The following is a 23,002-nucleotide window of genomic DNA, read 5'->3' on the forward strand; positions in this document are numbered from 1 at the left end:
CGGCTTCGTATTCGCTTTGTCGAAAGCAGGCGGCGATGCATCGGAAAACACCGGTTCTTCGCAAAAATCCGGCTATGGGCCAGTCTCAAGGGGGGCATGGAAACGCCGCGATAGCGGCCCCTGCCCGATGGGAGAATGCATGAGTAACCGGATTGCCTGCCTTGCTGCCGCGTTTGCGCTGTCCGCTTATTCCGAAGCGCACGCGCAGAGCGATATGGGCGATGTGGGCGACGCCGCGCCGGTGGCCGAGGCCGAAGCCACCCCAGCGGACGAGCCGGTGCGCGATGGTGCCACGGTCTATACGCCGGAAGACTTCGCCCGCTTCAACCCGCGCAGCGCGCAGGACATCCTTTCAGAGATTCCCGGCTTTTCCATCCAGAGCGCAGACCAGGGCCGCGGCCTTGGCCAGGCCAGTTCCAACGTGCTGGTCAATGGCGAGCGCCTGACCAGCAAGACCGAATCGCTGGGCAGCCAGCTGCAGCGCATCCCGGTCTCGCAGGTCGTGCGGATCGAGGTGGTGGACGGCGCGACGCTGGAAATCCCGGGTCTTTCCGGCCAGGTCGCCAACATCATCACGCGCGGCGGCGGGCGGCTGACCGGGCAGTTCGAATATAGCGCGCAGTTCCGGCCCAAATACGCCGATCCAAAGCTGTATCACGGCGAGGTCTCGATCTCCGGTGAAAGCGGGCCGGTGCAATTCACGCTGGCGCTGTCCAACAACGGCTTTCGCGGCGGATCGGGCGGGCCGTCCTATTTCTTCGATGCCGCCGGTGACCCGCTGGAAACCGTGCTGATCCTGCGCAAGCGCGGCAGCGACAATCCCAAGGTTGCGGGCTCGCTGGGCTGGGACATCGCGGAAGGCACGAAGCTGAATTTGAGCGGATCCTACACCCGCGAATATTTCACCTCGACAGACGACGAATTCGCCGAGCCGGAGGTTGGACAGGACCGCACCCGCTTCCTGGGGCGCGACCTGGAGGATTACACTTACGAGCTGGGCGGCGATTTCCAGTTCCCGCTCGGCCCCGGCAGCCTGAAGCTGATCGGCCTGCGCTCGGAGAACAGCGGCACATTCCGCTCGCAGGCGCTGACAACGCCGCTGGGCGGCACAGACGATCCCTTCGGCGATGCCTACCGGCAGGACACGGTGCGGCGCGAGACCATCGGCCGCCTAGAGTATGACTGGAAGATGCTGTCGGGCGACTGGCAGATCGCGGGCGAGGCTGCCTTCAACAGCCTCGAACGGGAAGCCTTCCTCGGGACTTACGATCCGGCGGACGAAACCTTCGGCGAGGCGCCCTTTGCCGATGGTAGCGGCGGCGTGACGGAAGATCGCTACGTCGCCAGCCTGTCCCACTCGCGCAGCCTGGCGCCGAACCTCTCGCTCCAGCTGGTGATCGGCGGAGAGTTCTCGCGCCTGTCGCAGACTGGCCCGGGTGGCCTCAGCCGCGAATTCTGGCGGCCCAAGGGGCAGGCCTCGCTGGCGTGGAAGCCCATGACGGGGCTCGACATCTCGCTGCGGGTGGAACGCAGCGTGGGGCAGCTGTCCTTCGGCGATTTCCTGGCCGATGTGGATTTGCGCGACGGGCAGGACAAGCAGGGCAATGCCAGCCTGGTGCCGCCGCAGGTCTGGGAGACGCGGCTGGAGGTGACCAAGACGCTGGGCGTGTGGGGATCGACCACATTGCGCGCCTATTATCAGGATATTGAAGACCGGGTGGAAACCATCGTCCTGCCCGGCAATGTGGAGGTGCGTGGCAACATCGAGGCTGCCTCGCGGCTCGGCTTTTCCAGCAATAGCACGGTCAACCTCGACCCTGCGGGCATAAAGGGCGCCCAGCTGGATATCTTCGCGATTTACGAAGACACCGACCTGCCCGATCCGCTGACGGGGGAACGGCGCGCCTTTTCCTACCAGCGCGACCTGGGCATCTCGGTCGGGTATCGCCATGATATTCCCGGCACGGATGTCGCATACGGCTTCGGCGTCGATCACAACCGCCTCACACCCTATTTCCGGCTGTTCGAAGCGGGTGTGGCGCGGGACGGACCGACCTATCTCTACGTCACCGCAGAGCACAAGGATGTGTTCGGGATGACCGCCTCGCTCACGCTCTACAATGCCGGGAATGGGCGCGATTACCTGGAGCGCACGGTCTATGACGGCCCGCGCGACACCGCTCCCGTGCTGTTCAGCGAGGTGCGCGACCTCGATATCGGGCCCATCTTCAACTTCACGCTGAAGGGCAATTTCTAAACGCGCTTGCACGCGCGCGCAGTGGTGGCATGTTGCGCCCCATGAAACACGCGCTCCTTGCTTCGCTCGCCCTTCCCCTCGCCGCGCTGGCTGCTCCCGCGGCCGCTCAGGAAGCGGAGGTCGACAGCGAGCCCATCACGCTCATCTCCACCCCGGCGACGGTGGAAAGCGCGATCCGCATCCACACCAATTACATCGAACGCTTCGACGATGCGGGCCCGATGCTGAATGCGGTGATCGTTTACGACCAGGATGCGGAGGCCAAGGCCAGCGTCACGAATTACTCCGGCGTCCTGGAAGGCCGCACCGTCCTGCTGAAGGACAATATCGAAACCCGCGAATGGCCCACCACGGCGGGCAGCCTGGCGCTGGCGGACAATATGACCGGGCGCGATGCGCCGCTGGTGGCCAATATCCGCGCCAATGGCGGGATCATCTTCGGCAAGACAAACCTGTCCGAATGGGCGAATTTCCGCTCCACCCGCTCGACCAGCGGATGGAGCGCGGTGGGCGGGCAGACGCGCAATCCTTTCGCGACCGACCGCAACACCTGCGGCTCCTCCAGCGGAAGCGGCGCTGCGGTGGCTGCAAGCTTCGCCTGGGGCGCGGTGGGCACGGAGACGGACGGGTCCATCACCTGCCCTGCCAGCCTGAATGGCATCGTCGGGTTCAAGCCCACCGTGGGGCTTGTCAGCCGGACATATATCGTGCCGATCAGCGCCAGCCAGGACACGGCAGGCCCCATGACGCGGACCGTGGAAGATGCCGCCCTGCTGCTGACCGCCATGGCCGGACGCGACCCGATGGACCCGGCGACCGAGCAGGCCGCAAGCTATGCGGGCGATTTTCACACCGGTCTCGCCGGGGCCAGCCTGCAGGGCGTGCGCATCGGCGTGATGCGCAAGCAGGTTGGCGGCAATCCGCAGGTCGCGGAGGTCTTCGATGCGGCATTGGCCGACATGGCCGCGCGCGGCGCCGTGCTGGTGGACATCGAATACGAACCCGACGGCGCCATGTACGAGGCGGAATACGCCGTGCTGCTGTACGAATTCCGCGAAGGGCTGGAGGATTATCTCGCAAATAGCCCGGCTGACCTGCCAGCGCGCGACCTGAGCGGTTTGATTGCCTTCAACGAAGCCAATGCCGACACGGAATTGCGCTGGTTCGGGCAGGAAATCTTCATTATGGCCGCCGATGCCACGGACGAGGACGCCTACAAGGAAGCGCGCGCGACCAGTTTCCGGCTCGCCGGGCCGGACGGTATCGACGCGCTGATGGAGGAGCATGGCGTGGCCGTGCTGGTGGCCCCGACGCGCGGGCCTGCATGGCCCATCGACCTTGTGCTGGGTGACAATTTCGACGGCAGCATCGGCGCAGGCTCCCTCGCTGCCATCGCCGGCTACCCGCACCTGACCGTGCCCATGGGCCATGTCGAAGGCCTGCCCGTGGGCATCAGCTTCATCGGCGGCAAGTGGGACGACCTGCAGATCCTGCGCATCGGACATGCCTACGAACAGGCGCGCACTGCCGAATTACCAAGCCCGATGTTCCGCAGCTGGGCTGACCAGCAGCCGGAATTCATGGAGGAAGGGGTCGCTGAAGCGGCGGCAGAAGCCGAAGCTGCGATGGAAGAGGGAACGGAGCTGGACGCGGAAGAAGCAACCGAGGCGCTGTAATCCCTGGCGCGGTTCGCCGCGTCAGTCCCCGGCCTCTGCGGCCGCGGTGTGCCAGTCCCGGCCGGTCTTCATCAGCGAGTTAAGCGTGCTGGCACCGTAAGGCGCCTCGCCGCCGCAGGCGATGGGGAAAAAGTGCCCGGCTTCCGATCCGGTCATTGGGCGCGGCTTTTTCTCGAGCGGCTTTGTCAGTACAAAGCTGCCGTCGAAATTGAAGAAGCGCACTTCCTCGGACCATTGCTGACCGCCTTCGCAATCATAGACACGGTCCAACACGAATAAATCGGCGGTCAGCCCGTCCACCTGCTGCGGCCCCTTGCGATCGATGCCGATGGACTGAAAGCGCGCCAGACCTGCGTCGCGAACGACCGAGTCCACGTCCATCGCGCTCCAACCGCCATAGCCGCCGGCATACACCCACCAACGCTCCGCGGTGGGATCGCCGAGGGTAGGAGTTTCGTCGGCCGATTCTTCAGCAGTCGCTACGGGTGCGACAGGCGCCTCGGCGTCCTGCGCAAGCGCGGGAGCCGCATGGCATGCCAGCATGGCGATGCCGGCAATTGCCAGCCATCCCCCGCTCGGTTTGCCTGCGGCCCGTCGCATCATTTCTTCTTCGGCGCTGCCTTCTTGGCCGGGGCCTTCTTTGCAGCAGGCTTCTTCGCAGCCGGCTTCTTGTCAGCCTTGGCATCGTCCTTCTTGGCGGCGGCCTTCTTGGGCGCTGCCTTCTTGGCCGGAGCCTTTTTGGCAGCTGCCTTCTTGGCGGCAGGCTTCTTGTCGTCCGACTTCTTGGCCGCTGCCTTCTTCTTGGCGGGAGCCTTCTTCTTGGCCGGCTTCGCGTCTGCGGCTTCCTCGGCTTCGATGGCGGCTTCCAGTTCCTCGCGCGTTACGTCGCGTTCGGTCACTTCGGCCTTGTCGAACAGGAAGTCGACGACCTTGTCTTCATACAGGGGCGCACGCAGCTGGGCCTGGGCCATCGGCTCGTTCTGGACATATTCCAAGAAACGGTCGCGATCTTCCGGGCGATACTGCTGGGCCGCCTGCTGGATCAGCATCTGCATTTCCTGCTGGCTGATCTGGACGTTGTTGGCCTGGCCGATTTCCGACAGCAGCAGGCCTAGGCGCACGCGGCGTTCCGCGATCCGCTCGTAATCGTCCTTTTCGGATTCGATTTCCTTCAGCGCCTTTGCAGGATCTTCTTCCTTGGCGGCTTCAGCCTGGAGCTGCTGCCAGATCTGTTCGAATTCAGCGTTCACCATGGTCGGCGGCACGTCGAAATCGTGATCGGCGGCCAGCGTGTCGAGCAGCTGGCGCTTCATCTGCGTGCGGGTCAGGCCGGCAGTTTCCTGCTCCAGCTGGCCGCGCACGAGTTCCTTCAGCTTGTCGAGGCTGTCGAGGCCCAGCGAAGTGGCGAAATCATCGTCCACCTTCGTTTCGGTCTCGGTCTTGACCTGCTGCACGGTAACGTCGAACTCGGCGTCCTTCCCGGCCAGGTGCTCTGCCGGGTAATCGGCGGGGAAAGTGACCTTGATGGTCTTCTCATCGCCCGTCTTCGTGCCGGTCAGCTGCTCTTCGAAGCCCGGGATGAACTGGCCGGAACCGATCACCAGCGGGGCGCCTTCGGCCTTGCCGCCCTCGAATTCCTCGCCATCCACGCGGCCCGTGAAGTCGATGATCAGCTGGTCGCCTTCGGCGGCCTTCTTCGACTTGGCAGCGTCCTTGTAGCTCTTCTGCTGGTTGGCGATGTTGGACAGCGCCTCGTCAACCTGTGCCTCGGACACGGGGACGTTCAGCTTTTCCAGCTTCAGATTGTCGGTATCGGGCACGGTGATGGCCGGCAGCACTTCTACGGACACCTTAACTTCGGCGTCCTTGCCCTGCTCGTAACCCTCGACCAGTTCGACCTGCGGCTGGAAGGCGGGACGCAGGTCCTTTTCCTTCACCAGCTGGTCGACCGATTCGCGCACGGCCGTGTTCACGGCATCGCCGTGAAGCGCTTCGCCATGCATCTTGCGGATCAGGTTGGACGGCACCTTGCCAGGGCGGAAGCCCGGCATCTTTACCTGCGGGGCAACCTTCTTCACCTCGGCATCAATGCGGCCTTCGATGTCGCTGGCGGGAATCGTCAGCGTGTAGGCGCGCTTGAGGCCTTCGTTGGTGGTTTCCTCGATCTGCATTATAAACCTTCTATCCTGTGCTTTCACGGCTCTCACCGGTTCCCCGTAACGAGAGGAACTGGTGCGGGCGAAGGGACTCGAACCCCCACATCTTTCGATACTGGTACCTAAAACCAGCGCGTCTACCAGTTCCGCCACGCCCGCGGCCCGACGAAGCCATACGCAAGCCTCGCCTGCGAAACGAAGCTGCGCCCTTATATAGACACAGGCCAAAGGGCAAGCGGCGTTGCGGGCCGATACGGGCGTGCGGAACAGGCGGGCGCGGCAGGGCGTTGTGAAAGGGCATCAGAAGGAGCCCGTGCCATGCCTGCCAGCCGCGATTACGACCAGCCCGATACCGCCCCCGCAACCCCGCCCGTCATCGATGCCGCCGCAGACCCCGTCAGCGCGGCGGAGCTTGCCGACCGGGACGGTGACAGCGACCATCCGGGCCGCCGGAAAAGCGCGAATCCTGCCGCCAGCAATGCGGCCGTCAATGCAGCCACCATGCTGCCGCCGGACTAGAGTTCGCCCCGGCGGATTGATTTTGCCGCGAAAGCGTGGCTAGGGCGCTGCCATGAGCGAAGAAAACACCAGCGAAGCAAAGTCAGAAACCAAGACCGGTCCGGACGTGCCGCCCGATCACTTGGCGATCCACCCCAGCAACAAGCACTTCGATGCCGACGTGCTCCAGCGCGGCGTGGGCATCCGCTTCAAGGGGACGCAGCGCACGAATGTGGAAGAATACTGCATTTCGGAAGGCTGGGTTCGCGTCCAGGCCGGCAAGACGGTGGACCGCAAGGGCAACCCGCTGACCATCAAGCTCAGCGGCCCGGTGGAAGCCTGGTTCGAAGACCTTGGCGAAAATCCGCCGGTCGCGAAGAAGGACGGCTGATCAGAAACCGCTGAATGCGGCGGTGAACTGCCGCGAGGGCTTCACATCCCTGCGCGGCTGCACCGGCGCGGGCGCGGGCTGGCGCACATGGCTGGCGCTGGCCCATTGCTGCTTGTGGCTGTCCGCCGGCTTGCCCGAATAGATGAAGCCGTGGACCGGCCATGCAGTCTTACCCAGAGCCTGCAGCGGGTGATACCACACGCGCACCGCGCTCCAGTCGTTCGCCTCGCTTACGTCCACGGCCATCACGTCGTCTTCCACCTGCCCGCGGCGGCCATTGATAGGCGACCAATTGGCATGGCGCAGCAGGATGCGGCGCGAATCGACGATCTTGCTGACAGCAGCCACATGGCCAAGGCGCATGTTGCCATGCGGCTTGAAGGCCAGCACGGCGCCGACCTTCGGCTGGCGGCCCCGGGCATAGCGCCCTTCCGCCTGGCTCCACCACGTATAGGCATCGCCGTAAATGCCGATCCCGCTGACTTCGCGCGCATAGGGCACGCATTGCAGGTAAGGCGGCAGTTCGGACTTCGCACGAGCGGTCAGTTCCGCACTATACGGGCGCGGCTTGCCGGCGGCCGGTGCGGAGAGCGCGGCCGATGCAGCGGCCAGGATCGTCAGGGCATGTGTCGTTTTCATGGTTCAGGCCATTGCACCACGAGTGGTTAGCCAGCGCCTGCCCGTCAGGGTTAACCGATATTGACCATAAGCCGTTTCGCCGCCCCCGGGCGCATGCGGCAGGGCGGCGCGCGATGCGACAGCGCTTGCCATTCGGCGCGCGAAACGCCACCTGCGGGGCCATCATGTCAACGCGCGCACTCACCCCCGGCCTACCGCAAGTGGTCATCATCGGCCGTCCCAATGTCGGCAAGTCTACCCTGTTCAACCGGCTGGTGGGCAAGCGGATCGCCCTGGTCGACGACCAGCCCGGCGTCACGCGTGACCGCCGCATGGGCAAGGTGGACATGCTGGGCATGCATTTCGAAGCCGTGGACACGGCCGGCTGGGAAGATGACGAGCCCGACAGCCTGCCCGGCCGAATGCGCAAGCAGACCGAAATATCCCTGCAGGGCGCGGACGTGGCGCTGTTCGTGTTCGACAGCCGCGCCGGGATCACCCCGCTGGACGAGGAAATCGGACGCTGGCTGCGCGGCCAGAACGTGCCCGTGGTGCTACTGGCCAACAAGGCCGAAGGCAGCGCCGGGAATGACGGTATCAACGAAAGCTACGCGCTGGGCTTCGGCGAGCCCGTGGCATTCTCCGCCGAACATGGCGAAGGCGTGGTGGACCTGTTCCAGGCGCTGCGCACTTTCCTCGAAAGCGACGAGGACGAGGCCGCGCCTCTGCCGGAGCCGGAGGCTGAGCCGGAAGGTGAGGCTGAGATCGGGGCCGAAGACGAACTCGATGGCGAATTGCTGGACGAGAACGGGCAGCCCGTCCCTGTCGTCCTGAAAGAGCATGACAACACCGCGCCGCTCAGCCTGGCCATCGTCGGGCGGCCCAATGCGGGCAAGTCCACGCTGATCAACCGCCTGCTGGGCGAGGACCGCCTGCTGACCGGGCCCGAAGCGGGCATTACGCGCGATTCCATCTCCGTCGATTGGGAGTGGAATGATCCCCGGTCCGGCGAGACTCGCGAGATCCGGCTGGTCGACACCGCCGGAATGCGCAAAAGGGCCAAGGTACAGGACAAGCTGGAACGGCTGAGCGTGCAGGATGCGCGCCGCGCGGTCGATTACGCCGAAGTCGTGGTGCTGCTGCTGGACGCCACCCGCGGGCTGGAAGTGCAGGACCTGAAGATCGCCAATATCGCGCTGGAAGAAGGCCGCGCGCTGATGATCGCAATCAACAAGTGGGACATCGCCGAGGACGCCAGCAGCCTGTTCAACGGCATCCGCGCCGCACTGGACGAAGGGCTGGCACAGCTGAAGGGCGTGCCGCTGCTGGCGGTCTCCGCCATGACCGGCAAGGGGCTGGACACCATGCTGGCCGCCGCGTTCGAACTGCGCGAGGCATGGAGCCGCCGCGTGCCCACTGCCGCGCTGAACCGCTGGTTTGACGATGCACTGGCCGCCAATCCCCCGCCCGCACCCGGAGGACGCCGGATCAAGCTGCGCTACATCACGCAGGTCGGCAGCCGCCCGCCCCGCTTCGTGATCTTCGGCACGCGCCTTTCGGACCTGCCCGGCAGCTACGAGCGGTATCTGCTGAACGGCATTCGCAAGCAGCTGGGCTTCGGCGCGGTACCGGTCCGGTTGACGCTGAAGAGCCCGAAAAACCCCTTCGCGTAACCTTTTCAAAACATTTCGTGGTTAACAACCGGTTCCAGCTTTCGCGCGGAACCGAGGGGTCGCAAACCATGAGTTCGGAAAAACAGCGGTCATCGCGCCGGATGGCGACGATAAAGGCCAAAATGCTGCGCAGCGGCGACTGGCAAGACCTGACCATTGCGAACATCTCCGAAACCGGCCTGATGGGCCGCGCAGCCGAACCGCCGGCGCAGGGCGAAGTGCTGGAGATCCGCCACCGCGGATATGCCATGACCGGCGATGTCGTATGGGCTGTGGGCCGCCGCTTCGGCTTCCGTGCAGCGGAACCGATCGACCTGACGCAGCTGCTCTCAGCATCCGAAATCGCCGCGCGGCGGGCCGAGGACCTGACGCCCACTGCACGCTTCTGGCACTGGATGAAGAAGCGCTAAATATTTGAAAATCTTTCTGATGTTTGTTGATTTCGGGAACGATCTGGGTCTCTGGCGCGCTTAGCGTACTGACCGCATCGAATGCGGCAGGAAGTACCAGGCGTGGCCAGATCATCATTCAGCATCCACCTGCCAGTTGCCGGAAGCGGCGACGACCTGGTGCTGCAAGCGCCAAGTTTCCACATGGCCCTTGTTGTCGCGGACATCAATTCCGCCGGCCGCCCGGCCGAGATCAGGCAGGATGATCGCAAGGTCGCCATCGTGCGCCGCCATGGAAAGGGCCGCGCCACATTCTGGGAACTGGCCTGACGCGGCGGCTGGCTGCCTTTAGCCGGCCTTAGCGTCACCCGCCGGTTCGCTTTGCAGCTGGACGTAATTTTCCAGGCCCATGCGCGCGATCATGTCGAATTGCGTTTCCAGGAAATCGACATGCTCTTCCTCGCTGGCGAGGATGTCCTCGAACAGCTGGCCCGAGACGTAATCCTTCACCTGCTGGCAGTATTCGGCGGCATCGCGCAGCAGCGGGATCGCCTCTTCCTCCATCGCCAGGTCGGCGCGGAGGATTTCCTCCACCGTCTCGCCAACCTTCAGCTTGTGGATGGCCTGGAAATTGGGGAGCCCGCTCAGGAACAGGATGCGCTCCGCCAATTGGTCGGCATGCTTCATCTCGTCGATCGATTCGTGCCGTTCGTATTCAGCCAGCTTGGCCACGCCCCAATCGGCCAGGACCCGGTAATGCAGCCAGTACTGGTTGATGGCGGTCAGTTCGTTGGTCAGCGCCTTGTTGAGATATTCGATGACCTTCGCGTCGCCCTTCATGGCCCGATCCCTTCCCGGTTGGCTTTCTAGAAATACGATGCGGGGATGCACGCCGTGCGCGCGGCTAGCAAGGGGGATATGCGCAAAAACCGCAGAAAACTGCGCTTTTGCGAATGCGTATCAGCTTCAGGTCAGGCTGCTTCGCGATCGGGACGGCGGGCCAGCAGGCGCTCTTCTTCCAGCACGTCCTGCGCATCGTCCAGGCAGGTGCCGCATTGCGGAGCCTTGCCGAGCGAGGCGTACACAGCCTCCGCATCACCGGGGCACAGCCGGGCCTGGCGGCGGAACTCGCACTCTCGGATCGCATTGCAGACGCAGGTGTACAGGACGTGTCTCCGATGATTCGAGAAACACGCTAATGCGAATTGGTTGCAATAGCAAGAAGCCTCAGGCGGCATCCCGCTTGATGGGGAAGCGGCGGCCATAGGTCAGGCAGCGCCACAGCCATTCCAGTGGGCCGTAGCGATATCGCTCCAGCCACCATTTCGACCACCACAGCATAAAGGCCCAGGTCGCGAAGACGACCAGCGCCAGCTCCGGCCGGCCAAGCTCGCCATAAAGGCCCAGCGCCCAGCCGTGGAAGATGAACATCATCACCACGGACGTGCCGAGGTAATTGGTGAAGGCCACGCGCCCGGCGGCAACGAACCGCTGGCCGATACCCGTCTTCACCGCAGCCGGGGCATAGGCGACCAGCAGGAAAAGCAGGCCGAAGACCTGCGGGATCTGCGCCAGGCGCCCCAGCCCGTTGAAGCTGAGCATGGTGGCAAACATCTCGAAGCCGGTGGAATAGGGCCACCAGCCGATGACCAGCGCAAGCACGCTGCCCAGGCCGAACCACAGCCAGCCGCGCCGTTTCAGCTTTGCATTGTCATATTCGCCGGAAAACAGCCCGCGGCGGTAGTAAGCCATGCCGATCAGGATCCAGGCCAGCGTCTCTGTCGGGCCCACGAACAGCACCTGCTTCAGCCACCAGCTCCAGCGGGTGGTGACGGTTTCCTCCACGATCTCGGGATAGCTCGCCTCGCCATACAGCTCGGCAGCCTCGGCGGACATATCCAGCTTGGTGGTCGGAAGCGCGCGGATTTCCTCGATGGCTTCGGCCGGGACGCCGGCCATCGGCTCCGTGCCCACACCCATGACATATTGCGACCCCATGGCGCCCACCATGAACAGCGCGCCCAGCCACAACAGAATGACGCCGGTCACCATCTGCGACTTCGCGCGCCATTTCATCATGGTCAGCGCGACCATGCCCCAAACGGCGTAAAGCGACAGGATATCACCGATCCAGATCAGGAAGAAATGGCTGACGCCGAACAGGAGCAGCCAGAACAGGCGGCGCATCTGCAGCCCTCGTCCGGACCCGCGCGCCCAGGCCCGCTCCATGAACAGGAACAGCCCCGCGCCGAACAGCAGCGAGAAGAGGCCGCGGAACTTGCCGTCCACCAACACGAACTGGACCAGCCAGGTGAGGTTATCGGCCGCATCGTTCCCGCCAACCAGCGCAGGCGGCCAGATATAGGCGATGAAGGGCTGCCCGAAGGCGACGATATTGGCGAACAAGATGCCCAGCACCGCCACGCCGCGCACGAAATCGAGGCTGGTAAGGCGGTTTGTCTCTTTCACCGGCTGGTCGGGCGTGCCCTCCAGAACGGCGGTTTCCGGCGTGTTATCTTCGGTCGGCTGCGAGGCCATGGACCATCCCCCATTAAACGATCGGGGGCGTTATCCTGCCATGGCTAGCGGGTGACAAGGCATTCCTGACCGGAACGCTTCAGGCTTCGACAAGCGGCTTCCGCCTCGGCGCGCGAGGCATAGCCACCGGCCTGCAGCTTTGTCACGCGGCCGGCGGGGATGAGCAGCCGCTCACGTCCCGAAATCTCGGAGCGCGAGGACAGGCGGGCCCACAGGCGTTCGGCATTGCCGCGCACCCCGAATGCGCCAAGCTGCACCTTCCACGGCCCGCTGGTGCGGTTTGCTGCGGGCGCGGGAGCAGGCGCGGTCGCCACGCGGACCGGCGCGGGCGCAGGCGCAGGCGTTGGCGTGGGCGTCGCCACGCGCACGGGTGCGGGAGCCGGTGCCGGGGCAGGCGTCACGGCCGGACGGGTGTTTGCGCGCGCATAGCTGGCGCCCGCATCGGCGGGGCTTTCCATGCCGGTGGCGCGGCCCGCTTCCTCGATCGCGGCTTCCGCCGTGGCGACGGAAGGCGAGACGCGGGCCTGCTGCACCGGCTGCGGCACGCGGTTGCTGGCACTGGGCACAGGCTGCGGTCCGGGAGGGGCAGCGGCGATGGCCGGCCCCGTTCCCAACTCCGCGGCTGCCATCTCGCGGGCGCGGGCAGCATCGGCATCCTGCTGCAGCGTCTGCGCCAGGCCAACGCCCTGCTGGCGTTGTTCGAGCGGGATGTGCTGGTCCATCTGCGCAATGGCGGGGGCAGCCTGCGGCAGGCCCTGCGAATTGGCGAGTGTGAGCAGCGCATAAGCGCGTACCCAGTCCTTCTCCACCAAATCACCATTGAAGTGAGCGATGCCCAAAAGGTATTGCGAGCGCGGATCGCCGCGGCGGGCGGCATCGCGCACGTAAGGCAGCGCCTCTTCCCGGCGACCGTTCTGGAACAGCATCAGGCCGTATGTATCGGCGGCCTGCAAATGTCCGCGCGCGGCGGCCTGGGCATAAAGCTGCTCTGCGCGTGCCGGATCGGCGGCAACGCCGCGGCCCAGCCGGTAAGCCTGCGCCAGGTTGAACATGGCATCGGGATCGCCAGCGGCTGCCGGGCCCTGCCATTCGCGTACGGCAGCGGTGTAATCGCCGCGGCTCCACGCATCCACGCCGGCCTTTACATCGGCCAGCGCGGGCATGGGCGCAGCCAGCGCGCCAGCCAGCAACAGGGCGGCAAATTTGCGGGTCTTGGTGTTCAGCAACATTCCAGATCCTTGTGACCGGTGCAGGCAAGCCGCACGGTTTCATGCAGCCTGCCATAGTAAATCAGGCGTTAGCAAAGCCTTTATGCACTGCAAAATCGCGCATCTGCACCCTGCCCCATCCTGCGACACGGCCCAATTGGCCACTGCCATGGCCCCGGCCGCAAGCTGACCAGACAACACGTCGCATTAACCCAAATTAAACTGTCTTCTGCGACCACGCTTCACGAAGGACCGGCACCATGCCTGTCCGAAGCACGGATTTGATGGGGGTAGACCATTGCGCGTACTGGCACTGGCATCGCAAAAAGGCGGGTCTGGCAAGACAACGCTATCGGGGCACCTGGCGGTGCAGGCGCAGCGCGCCGGCGCAGGGCCCGTGGTTCTGGTCGACATCGATCCGCAAGGTTCGCTGGCCGATTGGTGGAACGAGCGTGAGGCGGAATTTCCCGCTTTCGCCCATACTACGGTCGCCCGTCTCGCTTCCGATCTGCAGACCCTGCGCCAGCAGGGCTTCAAGCTGGCCGTGATCGACACGCCGCCGGCCATCACCATGGCCATCCAGTCCGTGATTGCCGTGGCCGAACTGATCGTGGTGCCCACCCGCCCCAGCCCGCACGATCTGCGCGCCGTGGGTGCGACGGTGGACCTGTGCGAACGCGCCGGCAAGCCGCTGATCTTCGTGGTCAATGCCGCAACGCCCAAGGCCAAGATCACTTCCGAAGCCGCCGTCGCGCTGTCGCAGCACGGCACCGTGGCGCCGGTCACCCTGCACCACCGCACCGATTTCGCCGCCAGCATGATCGATGGCCGCACCGTGATGGAAGTGGAGCCGGAAGGCCGCTCCGCGCAGGAAGTCACCGCGCTGTGGCATTACATGTCCGACCGGCTGGAACGCAATTTCCGCCGCACGATCTTCGCCGCTCCGGGCCAGGTTGCCCAGCACCCCGGCATGCAGCGTCCGCAAGGTGGTTTCGGCCGCCGCGTGGCGCAGTGATGACGGGGGCAGGAACCACCGCCATGAGCGATACAAAATCCTTCGCATCGCTGGGCCCGACCCTGCTCGCCCGCAAGGGTGCGGCAAAGCCCGCCATGCGCCCGCAGCTTGCTCCCCTGGGTTCGGGATCGAGCGCCGCAGCCGCTGCTGCCAATCTTGAAGACCTGGGCTGGAACGACATGGGCGATGACCATGCCGAACAGCGCGAGGCCGAAATCCTGCCACTGACCCCTGCGGAAACGCATTTCGCGGATGACGAGGAAGCGGATGAGGCAGATGTCGAGCTGACAGATCCGCTTGCCGGCGTGCCGGAAGTCCGCCGCCAGCAGGAAGACCTTGCCGAGCGTGTTACCCAGCCCGCCCCGCAGGCCGAAGCGCCCGCTGCGAAGCCTGAAGTGGCCAAGAAGCCCGCCCGGAACACCCAGCGCCGCCGCGCCGTGGACCAGGGCCGCCGCGCCGCCTTCACGCTGCGCCTCGATCAGCATCGGCACACGCAGCTGAAGCTGGCCGCAACGCTGCTCGATCGCAGCGCTCAGCAGATCGTTACCGAAGCGCTCGATCGCTTCATCGAAGACACGCCGGAAATCGAACAGCTCGCCCGCCAGGTCGAGCGCAAGCGCAAGTAAGCGCACCGCAAGGGGGTCACCATGACTTACGCCAAGCACAATCGCACCATCGGCCTCGTCGCCACCACCGCCATGGCAGCCGTCATGCTGGGGGGCTGCGCCACCAAGGCCGCGCCGCGCGCAGAGGTTTCCGCCAGCAAGGCGCAGACCGCCATGGCGTCCGGCAAGCACGACAGCGCCATCGAGCACGCCGAAGCGGCTGTGATGGCAGAGCCGCGCAACCCGGTTTACCGCGTGACGCTGGGCAATGCCTATCTGGAAGCGGGCCGTTTCCAGGCTGCAGCTACCAGCTTCGACGATGCGATGAAGCTGGGCGACAATTCGCCGCGCAACGCGCTTTCGCTCGCCCTTGCCCTCGCCGGTAATGGCCAGATGCGCGAAGCGGCAGCCGTGCTGTCCGATTTCGAGGATGTCATCCACCCGGCAGACCTTGGCCTGGCCTACGCTCTCGTTGGCCGCCCCGATGTGGGCATCCAGGTGATGTCCATGGCAATCCGCGGCGGTGAGAACACGCCCAAGATGCGCCAGAACCTCGCTTACACCTATGCCCTCGCCGGCCAGTGGCGCGAAGCGCGCCTGATGGCGGCGGAGGACGTTCCGGCAGACCAGCTGGACCAGCGCCTGGGCCAGTGGGCGCAGCTTGCCGTGCCCGAAGCATGGCAGCAGCGCGTGGCCGGAATGCTGGGTGCGCCTGCCGGCGTGCGCGACATGGGCCAGCCGGTGCAGCTGGCACTCGCCAACAATCCGGGCGTGGAGCAGCTGGCGGTTGAAGCCACCGGCTTTGCTGCCGCCGATCCGGCCCCGCAGGCTGTCGTTCCCGCTTCGGTCGTGCCCGCTTCGGTCGCGCCTGCCGCTCCGCAGGTCGCCGCAGTTTCCACGCCTGTCTATCCCGCCCCTGCAGCCCGCGAACTGCCAGCCGTCGGCCAGCCGGTCGCACCGCAGGCTGCCCCGGCCGTTGCCGTGGCGCAGCCGGTGCAGGAAGTTGTGCGCACGCCGCAGCGCAGCCAGGATTTCGAAACCGCTTTCGCCGCACCCGCCCCCAAGGGCGGTTCGCTGGCCAGCGCCGCCAAGGACAGCGTCCGCTTCGTGCAGGAGCCGGTCGTGCAGACCCTTCCCGTGCGCCAGGGCGCCGCTCCCAAGCCGGAACGCGCCGTCGCAGCCAAGCAGGCCGATGGCACGCACCTGGTGCAGCTGGGCAGCTTCGCCTCCGAACAGGGCGCACGCCGCGCCTGGGGCATCTATGTCAAGCGTTACCCCGAACTGGCCGATCACCAGATGGTGATCACGCAGGCCGTGGTTCGCGGCAAGAAATACTGGCGCGTGTCCGCCGCCGGTTTCGACAGCCGGGGCAGCGCCAGTATGTGCGGCAAGGTCAAGTCGAACGGACAGGGTTGCTTCGCCTATGCCGAAGGCCGCCCGATGCCGGGCGCGGTCGACAATGGCGTGCGCATGGCCGCGCGCTAAGCCCGCACCGAAACGTCAGTTTCCCCTGGAAGCCCCGCTGGAAACGGCGGGGCTTTCTTTTTGCACTGCGCCGGACAGGCGATCAGCCGACCTTTACGCCGCCCTTCCACAGGCCGGTGGCGCGGCCCTGCATGGGCTGGCGGTCGAAAGGCGTGTTGCCAGCGCTGGACGCCATGCGGGCGCTGTCGACCACCCACGGACGCTCCGGCTCCACCAGCGCCACATCGGCTTCCATACCATCTGCCAGCACGCCTGCATCCACGCCCAGCAGGCGCGCAGGGTTAGCAGCGAGCAGGTCGAAGGCGCGGCTCATGTCGATAGCGCCATCGCGCACCAGCGTCAGCGTCAGTGACAGGAGCGTTTCCGCCCCCGCCATGCCGGTCTCCGCATCGGCGAAGGGCAGGCGCTTGTCTTCCGGCCCGCGCGGGTCGTGGCCGCTGCCAATCACGTCGATCGTGCCATCGGAAATGGCCGCGATCACCGCCTGCCGGTCTTCCTCGCTGCGCAGCGGGGGCGAGAAGCGAGCAAAGGTGCGGAAATCCTTCATTGCGAGGTCCGACAGCATGAAATGCGCCGGTGTCACGCCTGCGGTCACATTCGCGCCGCGCGCCTTTGCCTGCCGCACCAGATCAAGCCCGCCGCGCGTGGTGACCTGCCGGAAATGCACGCGCGCGCCGCTCAGCTCGGCCAGCGCAATGTCGCGCGCAATCGCCAGCGCCTCGGCCTCTGCCGGTGCGCCAGACAGGCCCAGCCGCGTGGCCATCTCGCCCGCCGTTGCGACGGCCTTCCCGGCCAGCCCGGCGTCTTCCGCATGGCAGACCACCACCATGTCCAGCATGGCGGCATATTGCATCAGCCGCAGCATCGTGCCGCTGTCGCCAATCCACTTGCGCCCGGTGGACACGCCGCGTGCACCTGCATCGTGCATCAGCGCCAGTTCGGCCAGCTGCGCGCCTTCCAGCCCCACGGTCGCGGCGGCCATCGGATGAACCCACAAGTCCGGCTTGCCATATTGCGCCGCAAAACGGACGCGCGCCGGGTAATCGAGCGGCGGGGACTGGTCCGGCATCAGGCCTGCGCGGGTGATCCCGCCGAAATGACAGGCAGCCTTCTCGATCTCGAACACGCCGAAATCGACGAGGCCGGGCGTGACCAGCGCGCCGCCTGCATCCACCACCTCGTCACCGTCCTGCGGCGCTATATCGCCGAGGGCGTCGATGCGGCCATCCACGCAGCGCAGCGCGCCGGGGGCGATGCCGCCGGGCGTAACCAGTTTGCCGCCGGTGATCGTCAGGGGGCGCTGCTGCTTCATATCCACTCGCCCTCACCCCAGCCCGCCACGCCGCGCGCCTTGCGCGTCAGTATGTCGAGGCAGGCCATGCGCACGGCCACGCCCATTTCCACCTGGTCGGTAATAATGGAGGTGCCGGGCCGGTCGGCAACATCGCTGTCGATCTCCACCCCGCGGTTCATCGGGCCCGGATGCATGACGATGACATCGTCCTTCGCCCGCGCCAACCGCGCATCGGTGAGGCCGAACAGGTGGCGATATTCCCGCGGGGACGGGATGAACTGGCCGTCCATCCGCTCGTTCTGCAGGCGCAGCATCATCACCGCGTCCGCCCCGTCGATCGCGGCGTCCATCGCGTGGAAGGGCTCAGCGCCCATCTGCGAAATGCCCTCCGGCATCAGCGCGGGCGGCGCGCAGACGCGGACAATGGCGCCCAGCGCCTGCAGGCAGAGGATGTTGGAGCGCGCGACGCGGCTGTGCCGTATGTCGCCGCAGATCGCCACGGTTATGCCGTTCAGCATGCCATCCCCACTGCCGCGCCCCTGCTCCGCCAGCTTGTGGCGCAGCGCCAGGGCATCCAGCAGCGCCTGCGTGGGATGTTCATGGCTGCCATCGCCCGCATTCAGCACCGGGCAGGCGACCTTTTCCGCAATCAGCTGCACCGCGCCAGAACTGACATGGCGGATCACGATGGCATCCGCGCGCATGGCATTCAGCGTCAGCGCGGTATCGATCAGCGTTTCGCCCTTCTTCACGCTGGACTGGGCCGCATGCATGTTGACCACATCCGCGCCCAGCCGCTTGCCGGCAATCTCGAAGCTCAGCAGCGTGCGCGTGCTGTTTTCGAAGAAGGCGTTGATGATGGTGAGGCCGGACAGCGCATCGGAATGTTTCGAGGGCTGGCGGTTGAGCCGGACATATTGCTCTGCCTGTTCCAGCACATAAAGGATCTCATGCGTATCTAGCTGGGCAATGCCCGTCAGGTCGCGATGCGGGAATGCGCGCCCGCCGGCCGGGAAGCGGCTGGAAGCGGCGGGAGTTTGCGGCGAAGTCATTAAAGCCGAGCGCTTAGTCGAGCGCCATCGGCGCTTCAAGCGGTTTCGCCTTTACCCGGGCGCCCTGCCGCCGCTATCGCTGCAAGCCAGGCGGCCGCGCGTCGCACCTTCTGCTGCAACGGGGAACGCACGCACATGTCTTTCGCACGCAAGGTCTGGCACCTTCTTGTCGCCATCAAGGATGGGCTTGCGCTCATTTTCCTGCTGCTGTTTTTCGCGCTGCTGTTCGCCATACTGACGAACCGGCCCAACCCGGCCGCCGTGCGCGATGGCGCGCTGTTGATGGAGCTGGACGGGTTCGTTGTGGAGGAAGCCGCCGCAATCGATCCGCTGGAAAGCCTGCTGAGCGGCGCCGCGCCTGTCCGGCAGTACGAGGCGCGCGATATCGTAACCGCGATCGATGCCGCAGCGGCAGACGAACGGATCAACTCGCTCGCGCTGGACCTGTCCACCTTCTCCGGCGGCGGGCAGGTGCACATGCAGGCCATCGGCGCCGCGCTCGACCGATTCCGCAAGGCGGACAAGCCAGTTTATGTCTATGCCGTCGCCTATGCCGACGATGCCATGATGCTGGCCGCGCACGCGACCGAAGTCTGGGTCGATCCCCTCGGCGGTGCAGTCATCGCAGGTCCGGGCGGCGAACGGCTGTATTACGCCGGACTGCTTGACCGGCTGAACGTCAACGCGCGTATCTACCGCGTCGGAACTTACAAGAGCGGCGTGGAGCCCTTTCTGCTGGACGGCATGAGCCCCGAAGCGCGCGAGAATGCGCAGGCACTCTATGGCTCGCTGTGGACCGAATGGGTCGCCAATGTGAAGCAGGCCCGCCCTGCAGCACAGGTGGAGCGCGTCACCACGGAAGTCACCCCGTGGATCGAGGAAAGCCGCGGCGACCTTGCCAAGGCGGCGCTGGATGCAGGGCTGGTGGACAAGATCGGCACCCGCGAAGAATGGGGCGAACGCGTCGCCGAAACGGCAGGCGAGGACGAGTGGGACGACATGCCCGGCGCCTTTGCCAGCACGGATTACGACACCTGGCTGGCCGACCAGGATGAAGACCTGGATGGCAAGGCCATCGGCGTCATCACCATCGCCGGCCCGATCTCCGACGGCCTTGCCGGCCCGGGCGAGGCAGGGGCCGAGCGGATCGTCGATGCGCTGGACAATGCCCTGAACGACGATCTCGCCGCGCTGGTCATCCGGGTGGATTCGCCGGGCGGCACTGTGACCGGTTCCGAGGCGATCCGCCGCGCGATCCTGCGGCACAAGGCGGCCGGTATTCCCGTGGTCGTGTCCATGGCCAATGTCGCCGCGAGCGGAGGTTACTGGGTCTCCACCCCGGCGGACCGCATCTTTGCCGAGCCTGAGACGATCACCGGCTCCATCGGCATTTACGGCGTAGTGCCCACGTTTGAGAACACGCTGGCCGATTACGGCATCACCACCGACGGCGTGCGCACCACGCCGCTATCGGGCCAGCCGGACCTGCTTGCAGGCTTCACGCCGGAGGCCGACACGCTGCTGCAGGCCACCACGGAGCATGGCTACACCCAGTTCCTGACGCTGGTGGCCAAGAGCCGGGGCATCACGATGGAGCGGGCCGACGAGCTTGGCCAAGGCCGCGTTTGGGATGGCGGGACGGCCCGCCAGATGGGCCTGGTGGACCAGTTCGGCGATCTCGACAGCGCGCTCGAATGGGCGGCCGAGCAGGCGGAACTGGGCGATGACTGGCACCCCAAGTTTCTCAAGAGCGATCAGACCGGCTTCGGCGCATTCCTGTCCGGCATGGGCGGATCCATGCATGCGCGGCAGGCGCCCAGTGACGTATTTGGCTGGTTCGCCGCGCGAGAGGCGGATGTAACCGCGCGCGTCTGGCAGGACCTCGACGGATTGCTGAAGACGCAGGGCCTGCAGGCCCGCTGCCTCGAATGCCCCGCCCCGCCCGCCTCGCTGCCGCGCGAAGGCAATACCACCGGCCTGCTGGGCTGGCTGGCGCACGGCGCGCGTCCTTAAGGACAAGCCACCGGGCCAGTCTATAAGGCTTGCACCGCCGCGCCGATGGGGATATTGGCGCGGCCCTGCCGGGCATTGACCCGCCGGCGGGCGCGTAGCTCAGTGGTAGAGCACACCCTTCACACGGGTGGGGTCGCAAGTTCAATCCTTGCCGCGCCCACCATCTTTTCAATGGTTTAGAAGAGCTGGTTTGTCCTTCCATGAAAAAAACATGAAAAAGGCGCTGCTGAATGCGTCGTGCATTGGCTGTGTCCAGCGCGTCAAGCAACCGAGTATAGGGCGGCTTAACATAGGTTGTTTTGACCAAAGGCACTCTTTTGATTAGCCGCGTTCCGGAACGACCGTAGGACATATCATGCTGACAGAGCTGTTTCTGAAGGGGCGCCTGCGCCGAGAACTAAGTCCGCAGGAGAAGAAGGCGCTGGATGATACGGTATCGAGCACCGTCGATTTGGGACCGCGCGAAACCTTGGTGAAGCGCGGCGAACGCCTTGACCGCAGCTACTACCTCATCGAAGGATCGGTGCTGCGTCATTTGGATGACGACAAGGGTGAAAGGCAGTTGCTGGGCGTCAACATCGCTGGGGACTTCGTGGACCTTCACGCCTTTCCTATGAAGAGGCTGGATCATAGCGTCGCCACGTTGGAACGCAGCAAATTCGCTTGTTTCGAGCATAGTGACATCGCGAAGCTTATTGACGGCAATGCCCATCTAGCCCGTGCCCTGTGGTTTTCGACCTTGCTGGATGCCGCGATGCATCGGGAATGGATTTTCCGACTGGGTCGTCTCAACGCGGAAGGCCGTATCGCGCATCTCATCTGCGAACTTATCGAGCGCCTGCGTCTCGTCGATCGCTACAACGGGAAAAGCCTGACCGTGCCCCTGCTCCAGCGCGATTATGCCGAGGCCTGCGGTATCACTCCGGTGCATACCAACCGCAGCTTCCGCAATTTGCGCGAGCGCGGCTACCTCGAACCAACCGGTGATGGGGTTGTGAAGATTTTCGACGAAGCAGCGCTGCGAAAACTGGCACAGTTCGAAGGCGACTATCTCTACGGCGACGGCGCGCTGGCGGTGGACTCCTTCGAAGACCGTTAGGCAGCGCGATAAAGCGCAGTAATCGCCGCCGCCATCCGTCCGACACCGAAGCGTTCCTCGAACCGCTTCCGGACTTTGCCGCGATCGAGCGTCAGAAGTTCCGGCAGGCGCGCCGATGCCTCGGCCATGTCGTTCACGATTATTCCCGAGACGCCCTCATCCACCACCTCGGCCACACTGCCATTTCGCCATGCCAGCACTGGTGTACCGCACGCCATTGCCTCGATCATTACAAGGCCGAAGGGTTCTGGCCAATCTATCGGGAAGACGAGGGCGGCCGCATCGCCGAGGAAGGCTTGCTTCTGCGCGTCGGTCACGCTTCCGACATGCTGCACGTTTGCCGAGAGTTTAGGCCTGACAACCCTTTCAAAATAGTCCGGATTGCCCGGATCGACCGGGCCTGCGAGCTTCACCGGCAGGTTCGCCGACGCACCTAGCGCTATCGCCCGGTCGGGCCGTTTCTGGTCCGTCATCCTCCCCAGGAATGCAAGGTAGCCCCCGGAACCGGTTCCCAGTGCATAGCGATCAACGGGGATACCATGGTGCACCGTTCCTGCCAGACTACTGGACGGAATATCTTTCGCTTGTCGCTCCGAGATAGCGATCACTCGCTCTTTTGGAAAAAGCTCGAAATGCAGCTTGTGGTCGAGTTCGTCCGCCCTCCAATGGATCGTACGGAACACCGGAATGCCCAGGCTTTCGGCGACGGCACTCGATTGCGCCGGGCCATGCAAGTGGATGACGTCACACTCGCTGCCATGCGCCAGCAGTTGGCGAAGTTGATCTGCTTCAAGCGCTGCGAGCAGTCCCGGTGGAGGTTCGCTACCCTGCGCCTTCCATCCTGCGAGACTCGGTCGGCCAGCGAGAAGTGTAACCCTCTCAAGCCCACTGTCTTCCGATGCAAAAAGGACGACATCATGGCCAAGCGCAGCCTGCGCAGTGGCGAGGTCCGCGATCACTCGTTCCGTGCCCCCGTAGGTGGAAGGCGGGACCGGGTACACGAGTGGCGCGACATGGCCGATACGCATGGATGTA

21 protein-coding genes and 2 tRNA genes are annotated in these 23,002 nt (G+C 65.1%); 13 read left to right on the forward strand and 10 right to left on the reverse strand.

The genetic code is table 11. The features are described 5' to 3' along the window. Window positions 1-139 precede the first annotated feature (139 nt). Both A6F65_RS11700 and A6F65_RS11705 read left to right on the forward strand, forming a co-directional pair. On the forward strand, window positions 140-2,257 hold the full coding sequence (locus A6F65_RS11700) for a TonB-dependent receptor plug domain-containing protein (protein WP_169817028.1): 2,118 nt from the start codon (window positions 140-142) through the stop codon (window positions 2,255-2,257). 41 nt (window positions 2,258-2,298) lie between these two features. Then, on the forward strand, window positions 2,299-3,933 hold the full coding sequence (locus A6F65_RS11705) for an amidase (RefSeq protein ID WP_083989682.1): 1,635 nt from the start codon (window positions 2,299-2,301) through the stop codon (window positions 3,931-3,933). 21 nt (window positions 3,934-3,954) lie between these two features. Here A6F65_RS11705 and A6F65_RS11710 read toward each other — a convergent pair whose 3' ends face one another. The 3 genes from A6F65_RS11710 to A6F65_RS11720 form a co-directional block, all read right to left on the reverse strand. Beyond that, on the reverse strand, window positions 3,955-4,536 hold the full coding sequence (locus tag A6F65_RS11710) for a hypothetical protein (protein WP_157093133.1): 582 nt from the start codon (window positions 4,534-4,536) through the stop codon (window positions 3,955-3,957). Then, window positions 4,533-6,104, reverse strand: a complete 1,572-nt coding sequence (gene tig, locus A6F65_RS11715; protein ID WP_067789088.1) for a trigger factor — start codon at window positions 6,102-6,104, stop codon at window positions 4,533-4,535. Before tig ends, A6F65_RS11710 begins: the two co-directional genes overlap by 4 nt. 59 nt (window positions 6,105-6,163) lie before the next feature. Then, window positions 6,164-6,248 (reverse strand) — tRNA-Leu (locus A6F65_RS11720). Window positions 6,249-6,407: 159 nt separating this feature from the next. Here A6F65_RS11720 and A6F65_RS11725 point away from each other — a divergent pair. Next, window positions 6,408-6,608, forward strand: coding sequence for a hypothetical protein (locus A6F65_RS11725; protein ID WP_067789091.1), 201 nt, complete (start codon window positions 6,408-6,410; stop codon window positions 6,606-6,608). A gap of 52 nt (window positions 6,609-6,660) precedes the next feature. Next, a complete protein-coding gene (locus A6F65_RS11730; RefSeq protein WP_067789095.1) occupies window positions 6,661-6,978 on the forward strand; it encodes a DUF3297 family protein in 318 nt (105 codons plus the stop codon). Here A6F65_RS11730 and A6F65_RS12745 read toward each other — a convergent pair whose 3' ends face one another. Further along, window positions 6,979-7,617, reverse strand: a complete 639-nt coding sequence (locus A6F65_RS12745) for a CHAP domain-containing protein (protein ID WP_083989501.1) — start codon at window positions 7,615-7,617, stop codon at window positions 6,979-6,981. It abuts the gene before it with no gap. A gap of 164 nt (window positions 7,618-7,781) precedes the next feature. Here A6F65_RS12745 and der point away from each other — a divergent pair, with 164 nt between their 5' ends. The 3 genes from der to A6F65_RS12980 all read left to right on the forward strand — a co-directional run bounded on the left by der (window position 7,782) and on the right by A6F65_RS12980 (window position 9,988). After that, entirely contained in the window at window positions 7,782-9,269 is a 1,488-nt protein-coding gene (gene der / locus A6F65_RS11740) for a ribosome biogenesis GTPase Der (protein WP_067789097.1), read from the forward strand. Between the two features lie 68 nt (window positions 9,270-9,337). Then, the gene (locus A6F65_RS11745; protein ID WP_083989503.1) at window positions 9,338-9,679 is read left to right on the forward strand and encodes a PilZ domain-containing protein; all 342 of its coding nucleotides are present in this window, start codon (window positions 9,338-9,340) and stop codon (window positions 9,677-9,679) included. A gap of 102 nt (window positions 9,680-9,781) precedes the next feature. Further along, entirely contained in the window at window positions 9,782-9,988 is a 207-nt protein-coding gene (locus A6F65_RS12980) for a hypothetical protein (protein ID WP_157093134.1), read from the forward strand. A gap of 18 nt (window positions 9,989-10,006) precedes the next feature. Here the strand turns inward: A6F65_RS12980 and bfr are convergent, their stop codons facing one another. The 3 genes from bfr to A6F65_RS11765 form a co-directional block, all read right to left on the reverse strand. Further along, window positions 10,007-10,498: a bacterioferritin gene (gene bfr, locus A6F65_RS11750; protein ID WP_067789105.1), complete on the reverse strand. Its 492-nt coding sequence runs from the start codon at window positions 10,496-10,498 to the stop codon at window positions 10,007-10,009. A gap of 387 nt (window positions 10,499-10,885) precedes the next feature. Beyond that, entirely contained in the window at window positions 10,886-12,196 is a 1,311-nt protein-coding gene (locus A6F65_RS11760; RefSeq protein ID WP_067789111.1) for a DUF418 domain-containing protein, read from the reverse strand. Between the two features lie 44 nt (window positions 12,197-12,240). Then, complete coding sequence (locus tag A6F65_RS11765) at window positions 12,241-13,425, reverse strand: SPOR domain-containing protein (RefSeq protein WP_067789114.1); 1,185 nt, start codon at window positions 13,423-13,425, stop codon at window positions 12,241-12,243. Window positions 13,426-13,702: 277 nt separating this feature from the next. Here A6F65_RS11765 and A6F65_RS11770 point away from each other — a divergent pair, with 277 nt between their 5' ends. From A6F65_RS11770 to A6F65_RS11780, 3 genes are read left to right on the forward strand one after another with little or no spacing between them, the layout of a single operon-like run. Beyond that, window positions 13,703-14,419 (forward strand): ParA family protein, encoded by a 717-nt coding sequence (locus A6F65_RS11770; RefSeq protein ID WP_067789118.1) that lies wholly within the window; start codon window positions 13,703-13,705, stop codon window positions 14,417-14,419. Between the two features lie 23 nt (window positions 14,420-14,442). Continuing rightward, entirely contained in the window at window positions 14,443-15,045 is a 603-nt protein-coding gene (locus A6F65_RS11775; protein ID WP_067790617.1) for a hypothetical protein, read from the forward strand. Between the two features lie 21 nt (window positions 15,046-15,066). Further along, complete coding sequence (locus A6F65_RS11780) at window positions 15,067-16,509, forward strand: SPOR domain-containing protein (RefSeq protein ID WP_083989507.1); 1,443 nt, start codon at window positions 15,067-15,069, stop codon at window positions 16,507-16,509. A gap of 82 nt (window positions 16,510-16,591) precedes the next feature. Here the strand turns inward: A6F65_RS11780 and A6F65_RS11785 are convergent, their stop codons facing one another. Together A6F65_RS11785 and A6F65_RS11790 are read right to left on the reverse strand one after the other, a co-directional pair. Next, on the reverse strand, window positions 16,592-17,821 hold the full coding sequence (locus A6F65_RS11785; protein ID WP_067789123.1) for a dihydroorotase: 1,230 nt from the start codon (window positions 17,819-17,821) through the stop codon (window positions 16,592-16,594). Further along, window positions 17,818-18,855: an aspartate carbamoyltransferase catalytic subunit gene (locus A6F65_RS11790; protein WP_067789126.1), complete on the reverse strand. Its 1,038-nt coding sequence runs from the start codon at window positions 18,853-18,855 to the stop codon at window positions 17,818-17,820. The genes A6F65_RS11785 and A6F65_RS11790 overlap by 4 nt, the downstream gene beginning before the upstream one ends. Window positions 18,856-18,990: 135 nt before the next feature. Here A6F65_RS11790 and sppA point away from each other — a divergent pair, with 135 nt between their 5' ends. The 3 genes from sppA to A6F65_RS11805 all read left to right on the forward strand — a co-directional run bounded on the left by sppA (window position 18,991) and on the right by A6F65_RS11805 (window position 21,967). Beyond that, window positions 18,991-20,868, forward strand: a complete 1,878-nt coding sequence (sppA, locus tag A6F65_RS11795) for a signal peptide peptidase SppA (protein WP_067789131.1) — start codon at window positions 18,991-18,993, stop codon at window positions 20,866-20,868. Window positions 20,869-20,956: 88 nt separating this feature from the next. Continuing rightward, window positions 20,957-21,031 (forward strand) — tRNA-Val (locus A6F65_RS11800). Window positions 21,032-21,223: 192 nt separating this feature from the next. Continuing rightward, on the forward strand, window positions 21,224-21,967 hold the full coding sequence (locus A6F65_RS11805; RefSeq protein ID WP_067789134.1) for a Crp/Fnr family transcriptional regulator: 744 nt from the start codon (window positions 21,224-21,226) through the stop codon (window positions 21,965-21,967). Here the strand turns inward: A6F65_RS11805 and A6F65_RS11810 are convergent. Then, window positions 21,964-22,995, reverse strand: a complete 1,032-nt coding sequence (locus A6F65_RS11810) for a glycosyltransferase family 4 protein (RefSeq protein WP_067789137.1) — start codon at window positions 22,993-22,995, stop codon at window positions 21,964-21,966. The genes A6F65_RS11805 and A6F65_RS11810 overlap by 4 nt on opposite strands. Window positions 22,996-23,002: the final 7 nt, after the last annotated feature.

This window comes from Paraurantiacibacter namhicola, assembly GCF_001687545.1.
GTDB lineage: Bacteria > Pseudomonadota > Alphaproteobacteria > Sphingomonadales > Sphingomonadaceae > Paraurantiacibacter > Paraurantiacibacter namhicola.